The 17,790-nt window shown below is 69.5% G+C and carries 15 protein-coding genes and 1 tRNA gene; 11 read left to right on the plus strand and 5 right to left on the minus strand.

What is annotated here, in order from left to right; genetic code table 11:
- Positions 1 to 20: 20 nt before the first annotated feature.
- The 3 genes from LUM46_RS15675 to xylA form a co-directional block, all read right to left on the minus strand.
- Positions 21 to 1,439 (minus strand): serine hydrolase domain-containing protein, encoded by a 1,419-nt coding sequence (locus LUM46_RS15675; protein ID WP_274995088.1) that lies wholly within the window; start codon positions 1,437 to 1,439, stop codon positions 21 to 23.
- A 93-nt stretch (positions 1,440 to 1,532) separates the two neighbouring features.
- On the minus strand, positions 1,533 to 3,026 hold the full coding sequence (xylB, locus tag LUM46_RS15680; protein ID WP_274995091.1) for a xylulokinase: 1,494 nt from the start codon (positions 3,024 to 3,026) through the stop codon (positions 1,533 to 1,535).
- 132 nt (positions 3,027 to 3,158) lie between these two features.
- On the minus strand, positions 3,159 to 4,313 hold the full coding sequence (gene xylA / locus LUM46_RS15685) for a xylose isomerase (RefSeq protein WP_274995094.1): 1,155 nt from the start codon (positions 4,311 to 4,313) through the stop codon (positions 3,159 to 3,161).
- Between the two features lie 89 nt (positions 4,314 to 4,402).
- Between xylA and LUM46_RS15690 the strand changes: the two genes are divergently transcribed.
- Positions 4,403 to 5,632, plus strand: a complete 1,230-nt coding sequence (locus LUM46_RS15690) for an ROK family transcriptional regulator (protein ID WP_274995095.1) — start codon at positions 4,403 to 4,405, stop codon at positions 5,630 to 5,632.
- 156 nt (positions 5,633 to 5,788) lie between these two features.
- Positions 5,789 to 7,471 (plus strand): BCCT family transporter, encoded by a 1,683-nt coding sequence (locus LUM46_RS15695; RefSeq protein ID WP_274995097.1) that lies wholly within the window; start codon positions 5,789 to 5,791, stop codon positions 7,469 to 7,471.
- Here LUM46_RS15695 and LUM46_RS15700 read toward each other — a convergent pair.
- On the minus strand, positions 7,425 to 8,201 hold the full coding sequence (locus LUM46_RS15700; RefSeq protein ID WP_274995099.1) for a GntR family transcriptional regulator: 777 nt from the start codon (positions 8,199 to 8,201) through the stop codon (positions 7,425 to 7,427). The genes LUM46_RS15695 and LUM46_RS15700 overlap by 47 nt on opposite strands.
- A 244-nt stretch (positions 8,202 to 8,445) precedes the next feature.
- On the opposite strand from LUM46_RS15700, the gene ehuB reads away from it, so the two are divergent.
- From ehuB to ehuA, 4 genes are read left to right on the plus strand one after another with little or no spacing between them, the layout of a single operon-like run.
- A complete protein-coding gene (ehuB, locus tag LUM46_RS15705; RefSeq protein WP_274995100.1) occupies positions 8,446 to 9,387 on the plus strand; it encodes an ectoine/hydroxyectoine ABC transporter substrate-binding protein EhuB in 942 nt (313 codons plus the stop codon).
- An 8-nt stretch (positions 9,388 to 9,395) separates the two neighbouring features.
- Positions 9,396 to 10,178 (plus strand): ectoine/hydroxyectoine ABC transporter permease subunit EhuC, encoded by a 783-nt coding sequence (gene ehuC / locus LUM46_RS15710; RefSeq protein WP_274995102.1) that lies wholly within the window; start codon positions 9,396 to 9,398, stop codon positions 10,176 to 10,178.
- Positions 10,178 to 10,822 (plus strand): ectoine/hydroxyectoine ABC transporter permease subunit EhuD, encoded by a 645-nt coding sequence (ehuD, locus tag LUM46_RS15715; protein ID WP_274995104.1) that lies wholly within the window; start codon positions 10,178 to 10,180, stop codon positions 10,820 to 10,822. Before ehuC ends, ehuD begins: the two co-directional genes overlap by 1 nt.
- Entirely contained in the window at positions 10,815 to 11,594 is a 780-nt protein-coding gene (ehuA, locus tag LUM46_RS15720; protein ID WP_274995105.1) for an ectoine/hydroxyectoine ABC transporter ATP-binding protein EhuA, read from the plus strand. Before ehuD ends, ehuA begins: the two co-directional genes overlap by 8 nt.
- A 115-nt stretch (positions 11,595 to 11,709) precedes the next feature.
- Here the strand turns inward: ehuA and LUM46_RS15725 are convergent.
- Positions 11,710 to 11,782: transfer RNA gene (locus LUM46_RS15725), tRNA-Arg, on the minus strand.
- 384 nt (positions 11,783 to 12,166) lie between these two features.
- Here LUM46_RS15725 and LUM46_RS15730 point away from each other — a divergent pair.
- The 5 genes from LUM46_RS15730 (at position 12,167) to LUM46_RS15750 (ending at position 17,788) form a co-directional block, all read left to right on the plus strand.
- The gene (locus LUM46_RS15730) at positions 12,167 to 13,798 is read left to right on the plus strand and encodes an ABC transporter substrate-binding protein (protein WP_274995106.1); all 1,632 of its coding nucleotides are present in this window, start codon (positions 12,167 to 12,169) and stop codon (positions 13,796 to 13,798) included.
- Between the two features lie 3 nt (positions 13,799 to 13,801).
- A complete protein-coding gene (locus LUM46_RS15735) occupies positions 13,802 to 14,797 on the plus strand; it encodes an ABC transporter permease (protein ID WP_274995107.1) in 996 nt (331 codons plus the stop codon).
- Positions 14,798 to 14,902: 105 nt separating this feature from the next.
- The gene (locus LUM46_RS15740) at positions 14,903 to 15,844 is read left to right on the plus strand and encodes an ABC transporter permease (RefSeq protein WP_274995109.1); all 942 of its coding nucleotides are present in this window, start codon (positions 14,903 to 14,905) and stop codon (positions 15,842 to 15,844) included.
- A gap of 1 nt (position 15,845) precedes the next feature.
- Positions 15,846 to 16,796: an ABC transporter ATP-binding protein gene (locus tag LUM46_RS15745; RefSeq protein ID WP_274995110.1), complete on the plus strand. Its 951-nt coding sequence runs from the start codon at positions 15,846 to 15,848 to the stop codon at positions 16,794 to 16,796.
- Positions 16,796 to 17,788 (plus strand): ABC transporter ATP-binding protein, encoded by a 993-nt coding sequence (locus tag LUM46_RS15750; protein WP_274995111.1) that lies wholly within the window; start codon positions 16,796 to 16,798, stop codon positions 17,786 to 17,788. Before LUM46_RS15745 ends, LUM46_RS15750 begins: the two co-directional genes overlap by 1 nt.
- The last annotated feature ends 2 nt before the right edge of the window (positions 17,789 to 17,790 follow it).

A 17,790-nucleotide genomic window follows, 5' to 3' on the forward strand; every position in this document is an offset into this window, starting at 1 on the left:
CGGCTCGACGGCCGCCGACCTCAGAGCGCTGGACGGTAGCCGGCGCGGAAGTTCCACCCGTGGTCGGCGGTCTCGCCGAACAGCTGTGACTGGACGGTCAGGGTGCCGCCCGACGCCCAGGCGAGTCGGGTGCGCCAGGTCGTCAGGTGGTCGCCGAACAGCGAGCAGCGCACGTCCAGCGTGTCCTCACCGGTCCATCCGGCCGTGATGACGGCGGGCCGGTCCTCGATCACCGTCCGGACAGGGCCGTCGAACCGCAGCTCCACGTCCCAGCGGGCCGCGCTTCGGCCATCGGTACCGGTCAGGCCGCCGACGCTGGTCAGCCGGCCGCCGCCGCCGTCCAGCGACAGCACGAGCTCGGCGGGCCCGGGCCCGTCGGCGGCCTTCGCGTAGTGCTCGGCGACGGGCCGGGCGTGCGCGGCGGCATGACGAGGCGCCGGCCAGGCCAGCTCGACGGTGGTGACGGCGGTGCTGGGCCGGTCCGGGGTACCGGCGTCGAGCCGGTGGACGAGCGGGTCCACCAGCAGGCCGAGCACGTCGTCGAGGAAGCGGTCACCGGTCGGGCAGGCCTGGTAGTCCGCGGTGACCACCACCGCGAGCCCTCGTTCGGGGTTGCCGTACACGAGCTGGCCGCCGAGCCCGAACATCAGCCACCATCCCGGACGGGGGACCCAGAGCTGGTAGCCGTAGCCGCCGCGCAGCGCGGCGGCGGAGCTCTGCAGGGCGGTGTCCGCCTGAGGGCTCGTCGCGGCGCGGAGGTAGTCGGGCGGCAGCAGCCGGGCGCCGTCGTGCACGCCGTCGGAGAGCAGGAGGTGCGCCAGACGCAGCAGGTCGCGTGGGGTGCAGATCAGTCCCGAGCCGCCGTGGGCGATGCCCTCCGGTCCGGTGAGGAACCGCAGGTCGGGGCCGATGCCCAGCGGGTCGAACAGGCGCGGGCGCAGGTAGTCCGGGAGCGACGTGCCCGACAAGCGTTCCACGAGGGCGGCCAGCACGTAGGAACCGCTGGTGTCGTAGGTGAAGACGGTGCCCGGCGGGTGCGTCGGCGGCACCCGGAAGTACGACTCCAGCCAGGCGCCGTCCGTGCGCTGGTACGTGGTCGACTGGTGCGGGCCGCGCATGGCGAGCATGTGCCGGATCGTCGTCGCCTCGAGCCACGGATGCACCGGGCCCATCTCGGGGAAGTGGCGCACTATCGGGTCGTCGAGGCTCAGTGCGCCCTCGTCCGCGAGCAGCCCGACAGCCAGGCCCGTGACCGTCTTGGACACCGAGTACATCCGCTGTGGCGTGTCCAGCCCGGCCGGCTCGCTGACGGCTTGCGCGACGGTCTCACCGCGGACGCTCACCTGGACGGTGTGCAGCGCGATGTCGAGCGCGGACGACCGGCGCGCGAGCGCGCCGATCAGACCTGCCAGGGACGTGCTGTCAGGATGCGCGGGCACCGGCTCAGGCTCTCCTCGTGTCGCATGAGTCTGCGGTTCCGCTCAGGGCGCGTGCCTCGTTCCTCGGCCCGCACCCTGCGCCGCACCTCTGGCTCATGCGAGGTCGCGCACCGCGGCGTACTGCTCGCGGATCACCGGCCGCGGGTCGGCGGCGAGCGTCGTGGCGATCGTCGTGGACCACGCCGGAGCCGCGGCGTCCGGGTCGGCCGCGGCTGCCAGGACCCAGGCTGCCTGGCGCGCGGCACCGTCGGCCACGTACTCGCCGGGCTCGGGGATGCCGATCGGCAGGCCGAAGACCTGCGGGGCGATCTGCTGCACGGCCGGCGACTGCGCCGCGCCGCCGATCAGCATCACGCGGTCCACCGAGACGCCCTGCGCGCGCAGGGCGTCGAGACCGTCCGCGAGCCCGCACAGCATGCCCTCGATGTAGGCGCGCGCCAGGTGCGCACGGGTCGACGTGGCGAGGCGGATGCCGTGCAGGGTGCCGGTGGCGGAGGGTCGGTTGGGCGTGCGCTCGCCCTCCAGGTACGGCACGAGCACGAGGCCGTCGGACCCGGGCGGGGCCTGCAGTGCGAGCTCGGCCAGGCCGTCGAAGTCGACGTCGAGCACCTCGCGGGCGGCGTCCAGGACCCGTGCCGCGTTGAGCGTGACGGCGAGCATGAGGGCGTTGCCCGTCGCGTCGGCGAAACCGTTGATCGCGCCCGACCCGTCGGCGGTGCGCTTCGGCGCGACGGCCGAGACCACGCCCGAGGTCCCGATCGAGATGGCGATGTCGCCGGACGTCATGCCGAGCCCGAGGGACGCCCCAGCGTTGTCGCCGGCGCCCGGCCCGACGAGGCAGCCGTTCGAGCCGAGGGACGTGGCGGTCGCCCCGCCCGCGACGGCCGGGTGCGCGACGGCGCCCGCCTCGGCGACCCCGACCACGCGCGGCAGCACGACGTCGGTCCGCCCCAGGGCACGTTCGAGCAGGTCAGGCCGGTACTGACCCGCGGAGGCGTCGTAGTACCCGGTGCCGGACGCGTCCGACCGGTCGGTGAACAGCTTGTCCAGCTGCGGCCCGAGCGGGGCAGTCGGGTCGCCTGCGGGGCCGTAGCCCGCGATGCGCCAGGACAGCCAGTCGTGCGGCAGCGCGACGGCGGCGACCTTGGCGGCGTTCTCCGGCTCGTTGTCGCGCAGCCAGCGCAGCTTCGTGACGGTCAGCGACGCGACGAGCACGGAGCCGACGGCGTCGGCCCAGGCCTGGGCACCGGCCTCGCGGCTACCGTCGCCCAGCTCGCTGATCAGCGCCTCCGCCGACGGCGCCGAGCGGTTGTCGTTCCACAGCAGCGCGGGCCGGATGACGTTGCCGTCGGCGTCCAGGACGACCATGCCGTGCTGCTGACCACCCACGGAGAGCGCAGCGACGTCGGCCAGGCCACCGGCCGCTGCAGCCGCCTCCTTGAAGGCGTCCCACCAGTGCTGCGGGTCCACCTCCGTGCCGTCCGGATGCTTGGCGGAACCGGTCCGGACCAGCGCGCCGGTCTCGGCGTCGCGGACGACGATCTTGCAGGACTGCGTGGACGTGTCCACGCCGGCGACGAGGGGCATCGGTGCTCCAGAAGATGTGGGAAGGGACCGGCGGCCACGCTACCGCGCGCCGCACAAGACACGTTGAGTGCTGGCTATTTGTTGGTCTTCCCGGGCCGGGACAACAAATAGCCAGCACTCAAGGTGAGGGGGTCAGCCGATCAGGTGCTTCAGCGCGAGCTGGTGGAGGCGGACCAGGCCGTAGTCCTTCTCGGCCAGCGCGTCGACGTCGGGGTCGGCCTCGGCGAGGAAGGAGTCGAACGTCTCGCCCTCGGCGAGGGTCGACCGGCCCAGCTCGAAGATCCCCGCGTGCTCGAACGCGGCCTGCACCTCGGCGTCGGCACGGTACGCCGCGGCCTTGGCCGCGAGCATGTCGTAGGTCTCCATGTTGGCCTTGGCCGACTCCCACACGCCGTCGAGGTACTCGGTGCGCGACGGCTTGTAGTCGAAGTGGCGCGGGCCCTCGTAGCGGGGGCCGCCGTTCGGGAAGCCGTTCTCCAGCAGGTCCACCGTGAAGAACGCCGACAGCAGGTCGCCGTGGCCGAACACGAGGTCCTGGTCGTAGCGCGGCCCGTGCTGACCGTTCAGGTCGATGTGGAACAGCTTGCCCAGGTGCAGGGCCAGGGCGATGCCGTGCGTGTAGTTGAGGCCGGCCATCTGCTCGTGGCCCGTCTCCGGGTTGAGGCCCACGATGTCGCCGTTGTCGAGCGAGTCGATCAGCGCGATGGCGTGGCCGATCGTCGGCAGGAAGATGTCGCCGCGGGGCTCGTTGGGCTTGGGCTCCAGGGCGATCTTGAGCCCGTAGCCCTTCTCCTTGATGTACGAGGCGACGGTGTCGATGCCCTCGGCGTAGCGCGCGTGCGCCGCGTTGAGGTCCTTCGAGTTGTCGTACTCGGTGCCCTCGCGGCCACCCCACATGACGAACGTGGAGGCGCCCATGTCGGCGGCCAGGTCCACGTTGCGCAGCACCTTGCGCAGGCCGAAGCGGCGCACGTCGCGGTTGTTGGAGGTGAACGCGCCGTCCTTGAAGACGGGGTGCGTGAACGTGTTGGTCGTGACCATCTCGCAGACCATGCCGGTGTCGGCGGCGGCCTGCTTGACGGAGTCGATCTGCTTCTGACGCTCGGCGTCGTCCGCGCCGAAGGGGTAGACGTCGTTGTCGTGGAACGTGAAGCCCCAGGCGCCGAGGTCCGCGAGCTTGCGGACGGACTCGGCGGGGTCGAGCTCGGGGCGGGTCGCCGTGCCGAACGGGTCGGCAGCGGGCCAGCCGATGGTCCACAGGCCGAACGAGTACTTGATGTCGCTCACGGGGTCTCCTCATCGAGGCGGCCCCGACGTGCGGCGCCGCTTTTGTTGTACGAATGAACTATTACCCGGGGCTCGGCTACAGTCAAGGCGTGACCACCGCCGGGACCGCACGCGAGACCACCACGCGGACGGGCCCTGGTGCGGCCCGCCAGCACACCCTGCGCGAACGCAACCTGGAGCTCGTTGCGCGCGCCGTGTACGAGGTGCCCGAACCACTCTCGCGCGCAGGCGTGGCCGCCGCGACCGGCTTGGCCCGGGCGACGGTGTCGACGCTGGTGGACCAGCTGGTGGCCGCCGGACTCGTCCGGGAGCTGCCCGCCGTGACCGGCGGACGCGCGGGCCGGCCCGCGGTGCCGCTCGTCCCGGCGCCCCGCTCCGTCGTCGGCCTGGGGCTCGAGGTGAACGTGGACTACCTCGGCGCGCGTGTGCTCGATCTCACCGGTGAGGTCGTGTCGGAGCAGGTGGTTCCCGGCGCTCTCCACGACAGCGACCCGACCGTGGTGCTGGGTCGGCTCGGCGCGCTCGCCCGCGAGGTGTCCGACGGTGTCGCGGCGTCCGGCATGACGGTCGCCGGCGCACGTCTCGCGCTGCCCGGCCTGGTCGACCCGCGCACCGGGCTCCTGGAGGTGGCACCCAACCTCGGCTGGTCGTCGCTCGACCCGGTCCCGCTGCTCGGGCTGGGCGACCTCGGCGTCCGGATCGCGAACGAGGCCAAGCTCGCCGCGCTCGCGGAGCTGGCCGGCGGTTCGGACGTCGCGGCGCCCGACTCCTTCATCTTCGTGTCGGGCGACGTCGGCATCGGCGCGGCCATCGTCGTCGACCGCGCGCTGTTCCTGGGGGAGCGGGGATGGAACGGCGAGATCGGGCACGTCGTGGTCGACCCCGCCGGACCGCGCTGCTCGTGCGGAGCATTCGGCTGCCTGGAGCAGTACGCGGGCAAGGAGGCGATGATGCGCGCGGCCGGGCTGCCGCTGGACTCGGCCCTGAGCGCGCTCATCACCCGCCTCACGGAGGCGGGTGATGCCGGGCGGCCGGCTGACGGCAGGCGCACCCTGCCGGCCGGGCGCGCGCTCGGCTCCGCCCTCGCCGACTTCGTCAACCTGCTCGACGTCTCCACCATCGTGCTGGGCGGCGCCTACACCGAGCTGCTGCCGTGGCTCCGGGCCGACGTCGAGGAGGTGCTCGCCGACCGGGTGCTCTCCGCGCCGTTCGTCGACCTGGACGTCCGTGCAGCCCAGGCGGGGCCGCACGCGGCGCTGACGGGTGGTGCGCGGGAGGTGCTGCAGGCGGTGCTCGCCGACCCTGCCGCCTGGGTCTGACTCAGGGCGCAGATCGCGGTCCGGCGCGGCAAGATAAACCTCTGGGATAGACGTCAGGTCGAATTGTTGGCAGCATGCCTGCCCATTGGCCCGGTACGAGAGGGGATATCGGGCCGATAAGAATCCGCCCAGTTCCCCCGCGAGGAGGCGTTGTCTGTGCTGGATTCACTCGCCAAGCGGCTCGGGCTCAAGACGGACCCGGTGATCTTCTTCTCCGCGGCCGGGCTCATGGTCGTCTTCCTGTTGCTGCTGGTCGTCTTCCCGGGCCCTATCGGGGAGCTGTTCACCGCGGGCCGGACCTGGGTGGTGACCCGGCTGGGATGGTTCTTCATCCTCGGTGTGACCGTCTGGGTGTTGTTTCTGGTCTACCTGGCCATCAGCAAGTACGGCAGCGTGCGGCTCGGCGGTGACCACGAGCGGCCCAAGTACTCCAACGTCTCGTGGTTCACCATGCTTTTCGCCGGTGGTATCGGCACCATCCTGATGTATTGGGGCGTCGCCGAGCCGATCAACCATTTCGCTTCCGCGCCGCGCGGCGCCGTGCCTTTCTCGGCTCAGGCGGCGAACGACGCGATGAGCATCTCGATCTACCATCTCGGCCTGCACACGTGGGCGATCTTCACGCTGCCCGGCCTCGCCTTCGGGTACTTCATCTACCGGCACAAGCTGCCGCTCCGGGTCAGCTCCGTGTTCTACCCGTTCCTCAAGGAGCGCATCTACGGGCCGATCGGCAAGACGATCGACGTCTTCGCGATCCTCGGCACGCTCTTCGGCGTCGCCGTGTCGATCGGTCTGGGCACGCAGCAGATCAACACCGGGCTGGCGGATCTGACGGCGATCCCGAACGGGGTGGTGCCCAAGGTGATCATCATCTGCATCCTCACCGGCATCGCGGTGACCTCGATCGTCGCGGGCCTCGACAAGGGCGTGAAGACGCTGTCGAACATCAACATCGGCATGGCTGTCGCGCTGATGCTCTTCGTGCTGTTCGCCGGGTCCACGGTCTTCCTGCTGCGCGAGATCATCGAGACCATCGGGCTCTACGCGCAGAACATCGTGCCGCTCGCCTTCTGGAACGACGCGCTGGCCCCCTTCACCACCGACGAGGGCTGGGGCTGGCAGGGCGGCTGGACCGTCTTCTACTGGGCGTGGACCGTGACCTGGGCGCCGTTCATGGGGATCTTCCTGGCGCGCATCTCCCGTGGCCGCACGATCCGGGAGTTCGTCGGTGGCGTGCTGCTCGCACCGTCGCTCTTCACGCTGGTCTGGTTCGCGATCTTCGGCTGGTCGGCCATGGAGCTGGACGGCATCGGCTCCGCTGCGGACGCTGCCCACCCGATCACCGAGGCGGTGATGGAGAACCCCGCCACGGCGATGTTCACCTTCTTCGAACAGCTGCTCGGGGTGGGTGGCCTGGCCACGTTCGTCTCTGGCCTGGTGGTCGTGATCGTGGCCATCTTCTTCGCCACGTCGTCCGACTCGGCCTCGCTGGTCGTGGACATGCTCTGCACCGGGAACGAGGACTCCGGGCCGGTTCGTCAGCGTGTGTTCTGGGGCGTGTCGGAGGGCGCCGTCGCCATCGCGCTGATCGTGCTGGCGGGCGAGACCGGGCTGGTCGCGCTGCAGCAGGTGATCACGGTGATCGGCCTGCCCATCTTCATCCTGATGTTCCTGGCGATGTTCGCGCTCTGGCGCGGTCTGTCCACGGAGAAGTTCGTGACCATCCGGCTGCCGATCTCCGGCTCGAAGGTGGAGACCCTGCAGCCGGAGGCCGAGGGCGTGCGGACCCGGATCAGCCGATCGACGCCTCGTCCGGTGCGTCGATCGGGCCAAGAGTGATCTCCGGTGCGTCGGCAGGCTCCTCGAACGTCTCGACGGCCTCGTCCTCCCGGCCCAGGAGCCGCGCGACGGCGCCGTCGAGCGTCTCGACGATGGCCTTGACGAGGCCGGGCTCGTCCCGTGCCTCGAGGCGTTCGACGATCACGGCGTGCGCGTCCGCCGTGTCCTTGCGCACCACGTACTCGTCGGACACGGTGAACGTGGCCATCCGCACCTCGACGATCAGGGTGGTCATCCAGCGCGTGAGCCACGGGTTGCCGGCCGCCGCGACGAGCGCCCAGTGCAGGTTGAGGTCGGCGCCGCCGATCCGGCGGGCGTCACCGGTGCCGTTCGCGGCGACCAGCTCGTCGTGGGCTCGACGGACGCCGGCGATCGCCGCGGCGTCGCCGGAGCGCACGAGCTGGCGGGCGGCCGTGACCTCCACCGACCGGCGCGCCTCGTAGAGAGCGGGGAGCCGTTCCCGGCCGATGGTGGCCACGCGCATGCCGCGTCCTGGCGTCGCGACGAGCAGGCCTTCCTGGACCAGCCGCTGCGCGGCCTCGCGCAGCGGGCCACGGCTCACCCCGAGCTGCGCCGCGACGTCCACCTCACGGATCGGCGAGCCGACGGCGAGCACTCCCGCGTAGACCGCGTTGCGCAGCTCCGCCTGGATCAGGTCGACGGTCGAGGGACGCGTCACACGTGAGAACGACGGGGCGGTCGTCAGGGTGGCCCGCGACGGGTGGGACATCGGTGCTCCTTCCGTGAGCGCACGTCGATGACGACATCATCCCCGGTGCGCGGACAGCGTGGTGGCGAGGTCCAGGGCGGCGAGGTCCGGGGCGGCGCCGGCCGGGTGAACTTGCAGATTGTAGACAATACTAATGTCGAACGCTAGATTGTCTGAACGTCGGTGGCGCGCTACGGTGCCATTCGTCCGTGAACTCCAGCCCACCCAGGCTTTGCCAGATCCGCCGGGTGGCGTGAAGGGAACCATGTCTACTTCAAGCGTCCGCCCGCTTCGCAGAGCCGTATTCGCCGCAGGGTCAGCACTCACCCTCGTTGCGCTGGCCGCGTGCTCGTCGACAGCCCCCGATGCCGGCGGTGGTGACGGTGCCAGCACGCTCGAGCAGCTCCAGGAGGAGGGCACCGTCACCGTCGCGTTCAACGGCGAGCGTCCCTACAGCTACGAGGACGCCGGCGACCTCACCGGCGCCACCATCGCCCTCGACCGCGAGATCTTCGGCGCGCTCGGCGTCGACGAGGTCGAAGGTGTCCAGACCGAGTGGAACTCGCTCATCCCGGGCCTGACCGCCGGCCGGTACGACACCGTCAGCGCGGGCATGTCCATCCTGCCCGAGCGTTGCGAGCAGGCGCTCTTCTCCGAGCCCGAGATCATGTACACCACCGCGTTCATGGTGCCGGAGGGCAACCCGGACAACCTGACGGACATGCAGTCCGCCAAGGACGCCGGCGTGAAGCTCGCCGTCCTGAGCGGTGCGATCGAGGAGGGCTATTCCGACTCGCTCGACATCGAGACCATCGCGGTGGGTACCCCGCAGGACGCTCTCGACGCCGTCACGTCCGGTCGTGCCGACGCCTCCGCGCTGACCGCCATCTCGCTGAACACCCTGGTCGAGCAGACGGACGCCCCGGTGGAGGTCACCGAGTCGTTCGTGGCCGTGATCGACGGTGTGCCGCAGATCGGCGCGGGCGCCGAAGCCTTCCCGCTGGGCGAGGAGGAGCTGCGCGACGCCTACAACGAGGAGCTCGCGAAGATCGTCTCGGACGAGGAGCGCTGGCTCGAGATCGTGGGCCCGTTCGGGTTCACCGCGGCCGAGCGTCCCGTCGAGGGTCTGACCACCGAGAAGCTCTGCGAGGGTGACCTCGAGACGCTGGCCGAGGAGCTGGCTCCGGAGCTCGGCCTGGACGGCTGACCGAGCACGTGTCGGAAAACCTTGAGACCTTCGCCGGACTGCTGCCGCAGTTCGGCGAAGGCATCCTCGTCACGCTCCAGCTCACTCTCGGCGGCGCGATCCTCGCACTGCTCGTCGCGTTCGTCCTGGGGCTCGGCGCGCGCGCACGCACTCGGTGGGCGAGCGTGCCGTCCCGTGTGGTCATGGAGTTCTTCCGCGGCACCTCGCTCGTCGTGCAGATCTTCTGGCTCTTCTACGTGCTGCCGCTCCCGCCGTTCTACGTGGAGCTCGACCCGATGGCCTGCGGGATCATCGCGCTCGGGCTCAACTACGGTGCGTACGCCTCCGAGGTCGTGCGCGGTTCGATCAACTCGGTCCACAAGGGCCAGTGGGAGGCGGCGACCGCTCTTGACCTCGGCCCCGTGCACCGCCTGCGCCGGGTGATCCTGCCCCAGGCGTGGCCCCTGATGATCCCGATGTTCACCAACCTGCTCATCCAGCTGGTCAAGGGATCCGCGCTGGCGGCGTACATCACGCTCCACGACCTCAACTTCATGATCGTGGAGCTGCGCAGGGGAACGACCGACACGGTGTTCTCCTACACCGTGGGTCTGCTGCTCTACTTCGCGATCGCCTATGCGCTCACGCTGCTCATGAACGCGCTCGAGGCGCGGGCGAAGAACAAGGTCGGACAGGGGCCGTCGCTGCGTGAGATCTTGCGCGTGGCTCCCGTTCAGACCCGCGCCGAGGTGGGCACGCCGAAGCCGATGGTCACCAGCCAGCTGCCGCCTACGTCGAAGGGTGGTGTCTGATGGATACCGAGTTCTGGAGCTGGGAGCACGCCATCGCCGTGCTGCCCGAGCTGCTCCGTGGCCTGCAGATCACGATCCTCGCGACGGTGGTCGGCATGGTCATCGCCTCGATCCTCGGTCTGGTCGTCGCCATCGTGCGCCGCTCGCGCATGCGGGTGGTCACCTTCCCGGTCGGCTTCCTGGTCGAGTTCATCCGGTCCACGCCGCTGCTGGTGCAGCTCGTCTTCGCGAACCTGCTGTTCACGCAGTTCCCGTCGCTGGCCATCGGCTGTGTCGTGCTCGGCGTCCACTACGCGACGTACATGTCGGAGGTGTACCGCGCGGGCATCGACGCGGTGCCGAAGGGGCAGTGGGAAGCGTCGATCGCGCTGGATCTTCCGCGCTCGCGCACCTGGCGGGCCGTCGTGCTGCCGCAGGCGATCCGCAACACCCTGCCGGGCCTCGGGAACTACGCGATCTCCATGTTCAAGGAGACGCCGTTCCTCGCCTTCATCTACGTCGTCGAGATGTACGCGGCCGCCCAGGCGTACGGCGGCTCGAACTTCCGCTACATGGAGGCGATCACGATGGTCGGCCTGCTGTTCCTGCTGGTGAGCTACCCGACCTCGCTGCTCGTCCGCCGATTGGAGAACCGCCTTGCCTGAGAATGACACCACCCCTGCGATCCAGTTCCAGGGGGTCGTCAAGCGCTTCGGCGACAACGTCGTTCTCGACGGCCTGGACTTCACCGTCGCCCAGGGCGACCGGGTGACCCTGATCGGTCCGTCGGGCTCCGGCAAGACGACCATCCTGCGCCTGCTCATGACGCTGGAGGAGGCGAACGACGGCCTCATCTACATCGACGGCGACCCGTACACGCACGAGATGCGCGGCGACAAGCGGGTAGCCATCCCGGACAAGCGGCGCAGCCTCGTGCGGCGCCGGGTCGGGATGGTCTTCCAGCAGTTCAACCTGTTCCCCAACATGACGGTGCTGGAGAACATCATCGAGGCGCCGATCCACGTGCTCGGCAAGTCCAAGGCGGAGGCGATCGCCATCGCCGAGGAGCTCCTGGACAAGGTCGGCCTGTCGGACAAGCGGGACGAGCGCCCGAACAAGCTGTCCGGCGGGCAGCAGCAGCGTGTGGCCATCGCGCGGGCGCTTGCCATGGAGCCCGAGATCCTGCTGCTCGACGAGGTGACCTCGGCGCTGGACCCGGAGCTCGTCGCCGACGTGCTCGGTGTGCTCCGGAACATCGCCGAGACCACGGACATCACGATGCTGATCGTCACGCACGAGATGCAGTTCGCCCGGGAGGTCTCCAACCGGGTGCTGATGTTCGACAAGGGAAAGATCATCGAGGAGGCCGACCCCGAGACGATCTTCACGTCGCCGGCCCACGAGCGGACCCAGGAGTTCCTCCGCGCGATCCTCTGACCGTCCACCCGCTGTAGGACGACCCCTGCACACTGCACGCGACACGCCGATGGCGGGCTGCAGAGTGGAGGGGTCGTTCTGTCGAGGAGCGCCAAGGGGCGCGTCCTGCGAGAGGTGCGCCTGGGCAGACTCGAACTGCCGACACCCGCTTTAGGAGAGCGGTGCTCTATCCACTGAGCTACAGGCGCTCACGCCTCTCCCCGGGGGAGGGGCGCGTCCGGTGTCGGGCAGTGCCCGGGCCGGCGCACACAGCCTAGCGTCAGCCCGGCCCCGTGCGCGAAGTCCGACCTTCGACAGCGTTGTCACATTTTGGCAACATGGGTGACAAACCTTGACGTGTCCGCCAATAGGGCAGAACGATGCTCAGCAACCCGGTGCGACGGCGCACCGGGTCCGCACGACGGCCGTGCGGGTGGACGAGAGGATCAATGATGTTCCTTCGACAGACCAGGTCTCGGGGCACGTTGGCCCTGGCGACGGCCGCGGTGACCGGATTGCTGCTGGCAGGCTGCTCCGGCGGCGGTGGGAGCGCACCCACGGAAGCGCCCAACCCGTACGCGACAGCCGAGGGAATGGATTCGGCGACCGAGCTCGTGGGTGAGTACCCCCGCGAGGAGACGCTCTTCACGAGCGGCACCCAGTGGGGACCGCCGTCGTCGTGGAACCCGATCCCCGGTGCCGGCGGTGCGACCGGCCTGGGCGGTCTGCTCTACGAACCGCTGTTCCAGTTCGACCCGATCACCCTCGAGCTGAAGCCCTGGCTCGCCGAGGGCGGCGAGTGGACCGGCGACGACACCTACGAGCTCACCCTCCGTGAGGGCCTGACGTGGCAGGACGGCGAGACGCTCGACGCCGACGACGTGGCCTTCACCGCGGAGCTCGGCAAGGTCGACGCCGTGCCGTGGAGCAACCTGTGGACCTGGCTGGACAAGGTGGAGGCCACGAGCCCCACCACCGTGGAGTTCACGTTCTCCGACCCCCGCTACCAGGAGTGGGACAACTGGCTCTACACCACCATGATCCTGCCGGAGCACATCATGGGTGAGTGGTCGGACGACGAGCTGCTGTCCAACCCGAACGAGGACCCGATCGGGTCCGGGGCGTTCAAGTTCTCCGCCGTCGGGCAGGACCGCATGGTCTGGGAGCGCAACGACGACTGGTGGGCCAAGAGCGAGCTCGGCCTGGAGATGCCGATGAAGTACATCGTCGACGTCGTGAACACCTCCAACGAGGTGGCGCTCGGCCTGATGCTGTCCGGCAGCCTCGACCTGAGCAACAACTTCCTGCCCGGCGTCAACACGCTCGCCGACTCCGGCCAGGTCAGCACCTACTACGACGGCGAGCCGTACATGCTGGCGGCAGCCTCGGCGAACCTGATCCCGAACCAGACGCGGGCACCGATGGACGACGTCGACTTCCGGCAGGCGCTGGCGCGCTCGATCGACGTCGACAAGATCGTCGCGAACGCCTACGGCGGCCTGGTGTCGAAGGCTCACCCGTCCGGCCTCGTGCCGGCGTTCGAGGAGTACTACGACGAGGACGTCGCCGCCGAGCACGGCTATACGTTCGACGCGGAGGAGGCCAAGTCGATCCTGGCCGACGCCGGGTACGAGGACACCGACGGTGACGGGTTCGTCGAGACGCCCGACGGCGAGACGATCGACCTCAAGCTGATCGTCCCGGCCGGCTGGACCGACTGGATGGAGTCGGCGCGCGTCATCGCGGAGGACGCCTCCGCGGTCGGTATCAAGGTCACCGCCGACTTCCCCGACGCGGGCGCCGTCGACGACGCACGGGCCACCGGCGACTTCGACCTGCTCATCAACGGCAACGCGGGTATCAGCAACACGCCGTGGACCTACTACAACTACGCGTTCTACCAGCCCGTCCAGGAGCAGATGCTGGCCGGTAACTTCGGCCGCTACGAGGACGAGGAAGCCTGGGACCTGGTGCAGGACCTGTCCCGGACCGAGAGCGGCACACCGGAGTTCTCCGAGACGCTCTCCCAGGTCCAGGAGAAGTTCATGACCGACCTGCCCGCCATCCCGCTCTGGTACAACGGCGCGTGGGCCCAGTACAACGAGTCGCAGTGGACGAACTGGCCCACGGAGGGGCGTGAGGACGCCTACTTCCCCGTGATGTGGAACGGGTACGTGCAGATGGGTGGTCTCAACACGCTGCTCGCCCTCGAACCGGCCTCCTGACGTATGCGCGGATATCTCGCACGCAAGACCCTGGTCTACGGCCTGACCTTCGTCGTAGCGGTCACGCTGAACTGGCTGATCCCCCGGCTCATGCCGGGGGATCCGGTTCAGCGGATGGTGGCGCGCGCCGCCGTCCAGCACCCCGAGACGATCGCGTCGATGACCGACTACTACGAGCGCACCTTCGGTCTGGACCTGCCGGTCTGGCAGCAGTACCTGAACTACTGGGCTGCGCTGTTCCGCGGTGACCTGGGCACCAGCGTGTGGCTGTTCCCCGCGCCGGTGAGCCAGGTCGTGCTCGACGCCGTCCCGTACACGCTGGGCATCATGATCCCGGCCATCCTGCTCAGCTGGGTGGTCGGCAACAGCGTGGGCGCGATGGCGGCGCGCAGCCGCTGGCTCGACAACGTGGCCCTGCCCATCGGGTACCTGATCACCGCCATGCCGTACATGTGGCTCGCGATCCTGCTCGCGTGGGGCTTCGGCGTGGCGCTCGGCTGGTTCCCCGTGGCCGGCGGATACGACTTCGGCCTGGTGCCGCAGTGGTCGTGGTCGTTCGCCCTGGACCTGCTGCAGCACTGGGTGCTGCCGTTCCTGTCACTGTTCCTGGTGGCGCTCGGCGGCTGGGCGATCGGTATGCGGAACCTGATCATCTACGAGCTCGAGTCGGACTACTCGAACTACCTCGCCGCGCTCGGCGCGCCGAAGCGGCTCATCCGGAAGTACGCGTTCCGCAACGCGATGCTGCCGCAGATCACCGGACTCGCGCTGCAGCTCGGCACCATCCTGGGCGGTGCCCTGGTGACCGAGATCGTGTTCGCCTACCCGGGGCTGGGCAGGCTCGTACTGTCCGCCATCCAGAACCAGGACTTCTTCCTGCTGCAGGGCACCCTGCTGTTCGTGGTGATCGGCGTGCTCCTGGCCAACTTCGTGATCGACATCGTCTACGTGCTGGTCGACCCCCGCACGCGGACCGGACTGACGGGGGCGACCGCATGAGCCGAAGGCGCAGCGGAGGGTGGGGGCCGAGGTACGAGGTGCCCGCCCGTAGCGGAGCCGCAGGCTCGTGCGGAAAGAGAACGACATGAGCCGAAGGAGAAAGGCATGACGGCGACTCAACCCACGGCGGCGCCCGGGGCCGAGGCGGGCGAAACGCCCGGCGTGACCGGCCCGGTGGCGTCGGGCGGCCGCAAGGCACAGGGCGACGTGCGCGAGACCCTGTACTTCGCCCTGCGCAACCCCAAGGTGCTGATCGGTCTGGTGGTGGTGCTCGGGTTCCTGCTGCTCGGGCTGCTCGGCCCGCTGTTCCTGCGGCACGCGCCGATGGACTACGCCGGCCCGCCCATGGCACCGCCGTCGGCGGACTTCCCGTTCGGTACGACGACGTTCGGCCAGGACGTCTTCGCGCAGTTCGTCGCGGGCCTGCGGTCCACGTTCCTCGTCGGCCTCCTGGGCGGCGGGGTGGCCGCGGTGATCGGCATGACCATCGGGTTCGTGGCCGGCTACCGCGGCGGCCTGATCGACGAGCTGCTCAACATGCTCACCAACGTGGTGCTCGTGATCCCGGGCTTCGTGGTGCTCATCATCATCAACGCCTACCTGGGCGTGCGCAGCGTCCCGATGCAGGCGCTGTACATCGGCATCTTCACCTGGCCGTGGGTGGCGCGTGCCGTCCGCTCGCAGACCCTGTCGCTGCGGTCCCGGGACTTCATCGACCTGGCCCGGCTGTCGGGCGTGGGGGTGGGCACGATCCTGCGGCGCGAGGTCGCGCCCAACATGTACTCCTACCTCTTCATGACGTTCGTGCTGCTGTTCGGCGGTTCCATCCTCACGGCCGCGTCGCTCGACTTCATCGGGCTGGGACCCACCAACGCGATGTCGCTCGGCCTGATGATGAACCAGGCCGTGCAGTGGAGCGCGCTTCATCTGGGGCTGTGGTGGTGGTTCATCCCGCCCGGGCTGGGCATCACCCTCATCGTGGGCTCGCTCTACATCATGAACGTCGGCCTCGACGAGGTCTTCAACCCCAAGCTGCGGGAGATGTGACATGGCCCTGGCTGTGAACGACCTCAAGGTCTGGTACCGCACCCGTCGCGGCGACGTGAAGGCCCTCGACGGCGTCACCTTCGAGGTGGCGGACGGCGAGATCATGGGCATCGCCGGCGAGTCCGGCTGCGGCAAGACGACGCTCGGCAAGGCCCTGATCCGCCTCGACACGCGCATGAAGCACGTGGGCGGCACGGTGGTCCTCGACGACGACGAGCTGCCGCTGGCCGACGACGCCGCCATGCGCCGGCACCGTTACCGCGAGGTGTCCCTCATCCCGCAGTACGCGATGTCCGCGATGAACCCGACCCGCAAGATCGGCCGGATGATCCGCGACCTGCTCTCCGCGCACAACGTGCGGTACACGGAGGTGCTGCCCGAGCTCGAACGGCGGCTCAAGCTCGTCGGGCTCGAGACCGACGTGCTGGGGCGCTACCCCATCGAGCTGTCCGGCGGCATGAAGCAGCGCGTCGTCCTCGTGCTGTCCACGCTGCTGAACCCGTCGCTGCTGATCGGGGACGAGGTGACGTCAGCGCTCGACGTCTCCTCGCAGAAGGCGGTGGCCCGGGCGCTCGTCGAGTTCCGCGACCACGGCTTCGTGAAGTCGATGATCGTCATCACGCACGACATCTCCGTGCTGTTCCAGGTGGCCGACACCATCCTCGTCATGTACGCCGGGCACCTCGCCGAGAAGGCCCCCGCCAAGACGATCATCAGCGCCCCCCTGCATCCCTACACCAAGATGCTCATCGGGGCGCTGCCCAAGGTCGGTGACCGGTACGAGGAGCAGCAGCTCGAGGGCATCGAGGGGCGGCCCCCGTCGCTCCTCGAGCCGCCCGCCGGGTGCCGGTTCCGCGACCGTTGCCCCCTGGCGCACGACAAGTGTGCCGAGGCGCCGCCCTTCCGCGAGGTGTCCGAGGGGCACCACGTCGCCTGCTGGGCGGTGAGCTGATGCTGACCCTCGACAACCTCGACAAGGTCTACAAGACCGGCACCTTCGGCACGTCCGACCTGCACGCCGTACGCCAGGTCAGCCTCGACGTGCAACGCGGCGAGGTGGTGTCGCTGATCGGGGAGTCCGGCAGCGGCAAGTCGACCATCGGCAAGATGGTGCTCCACCTGCTCGACTCCTCCGGCGGCACGATGACGTTCGACGGGCGCGACGTCACCAAGCTCGGGTTCCGCGCCCGCCGCGAGTACTACCGCAAGGTCCAGGGCGTGTTCCAGGACCCGTTCTCGTCCTTCAACCCCATCTACAAGGTGGACCGGACGTTCGAGACCCTCCGCAGGTCGTACTTTCCCCAGGTCTCCGGCAGCGAGTGGCGCTCGCGGCTGGACGACGCGCTCGCCGCCGTGACGCTCGAGCCCGACGACATCCTCGGCAAGTTCCCGCACCAGCTGTCCGGCGGGCAGCTGCAGCGCCTGCTCATCGCACGCGCCCTGCTGCTCGACATCGAGCTGCTGGTCGCCGACGAGATCATCTCCATGCTCGACGCCTCGACCCGCATCGACGTGCTCAACCTGCTGGGTGAGCTCAAGGGGCGTGGTCTGGGCATCCTGTTCGTCACGCACGACCTCTCGCTCGGCAACTACGTCTCCGACCGGGTGGTCATCCTCTACAAGGGGCGCGTCGTGGAGCGGGGCGAGACGAGCGCCGTCTTCGACGACCCGCTGCACCCCTACACCCGCGACCTCCTGGCCTCGGTACCGCACCTGGACCGGACATGGGACGAGGTGGAGGCCGAGGAGGCGGAGCGCACCCAGCGCCTGGCGGGCCGCTGTCTCTACCACGAGGCGGTCACGGCTCAGGGCCGGTCCCTGGGCGAGGAGGCGGACTCGGCGGACGGCGTGCCCGACGGCGTCGGCCTGGTCGAGTACGCACCCGGACACTTCGTGGGGTGCTTCCGCAAGGCCGCGGAGGAGAGGTGCCCGGCAGCCACGTGAAC

This window comes from Promicromonospora iranensis, assembly GCF_028994805.1.
In the GTDB taxonomy this organism is placed as follows: domain Bacteria; phylum Actinomycetota; class Actinomycetes; order Actinomycetales; family Cellulomonadaceae; genus Promicromonospora; species Promicromonospora iranensis.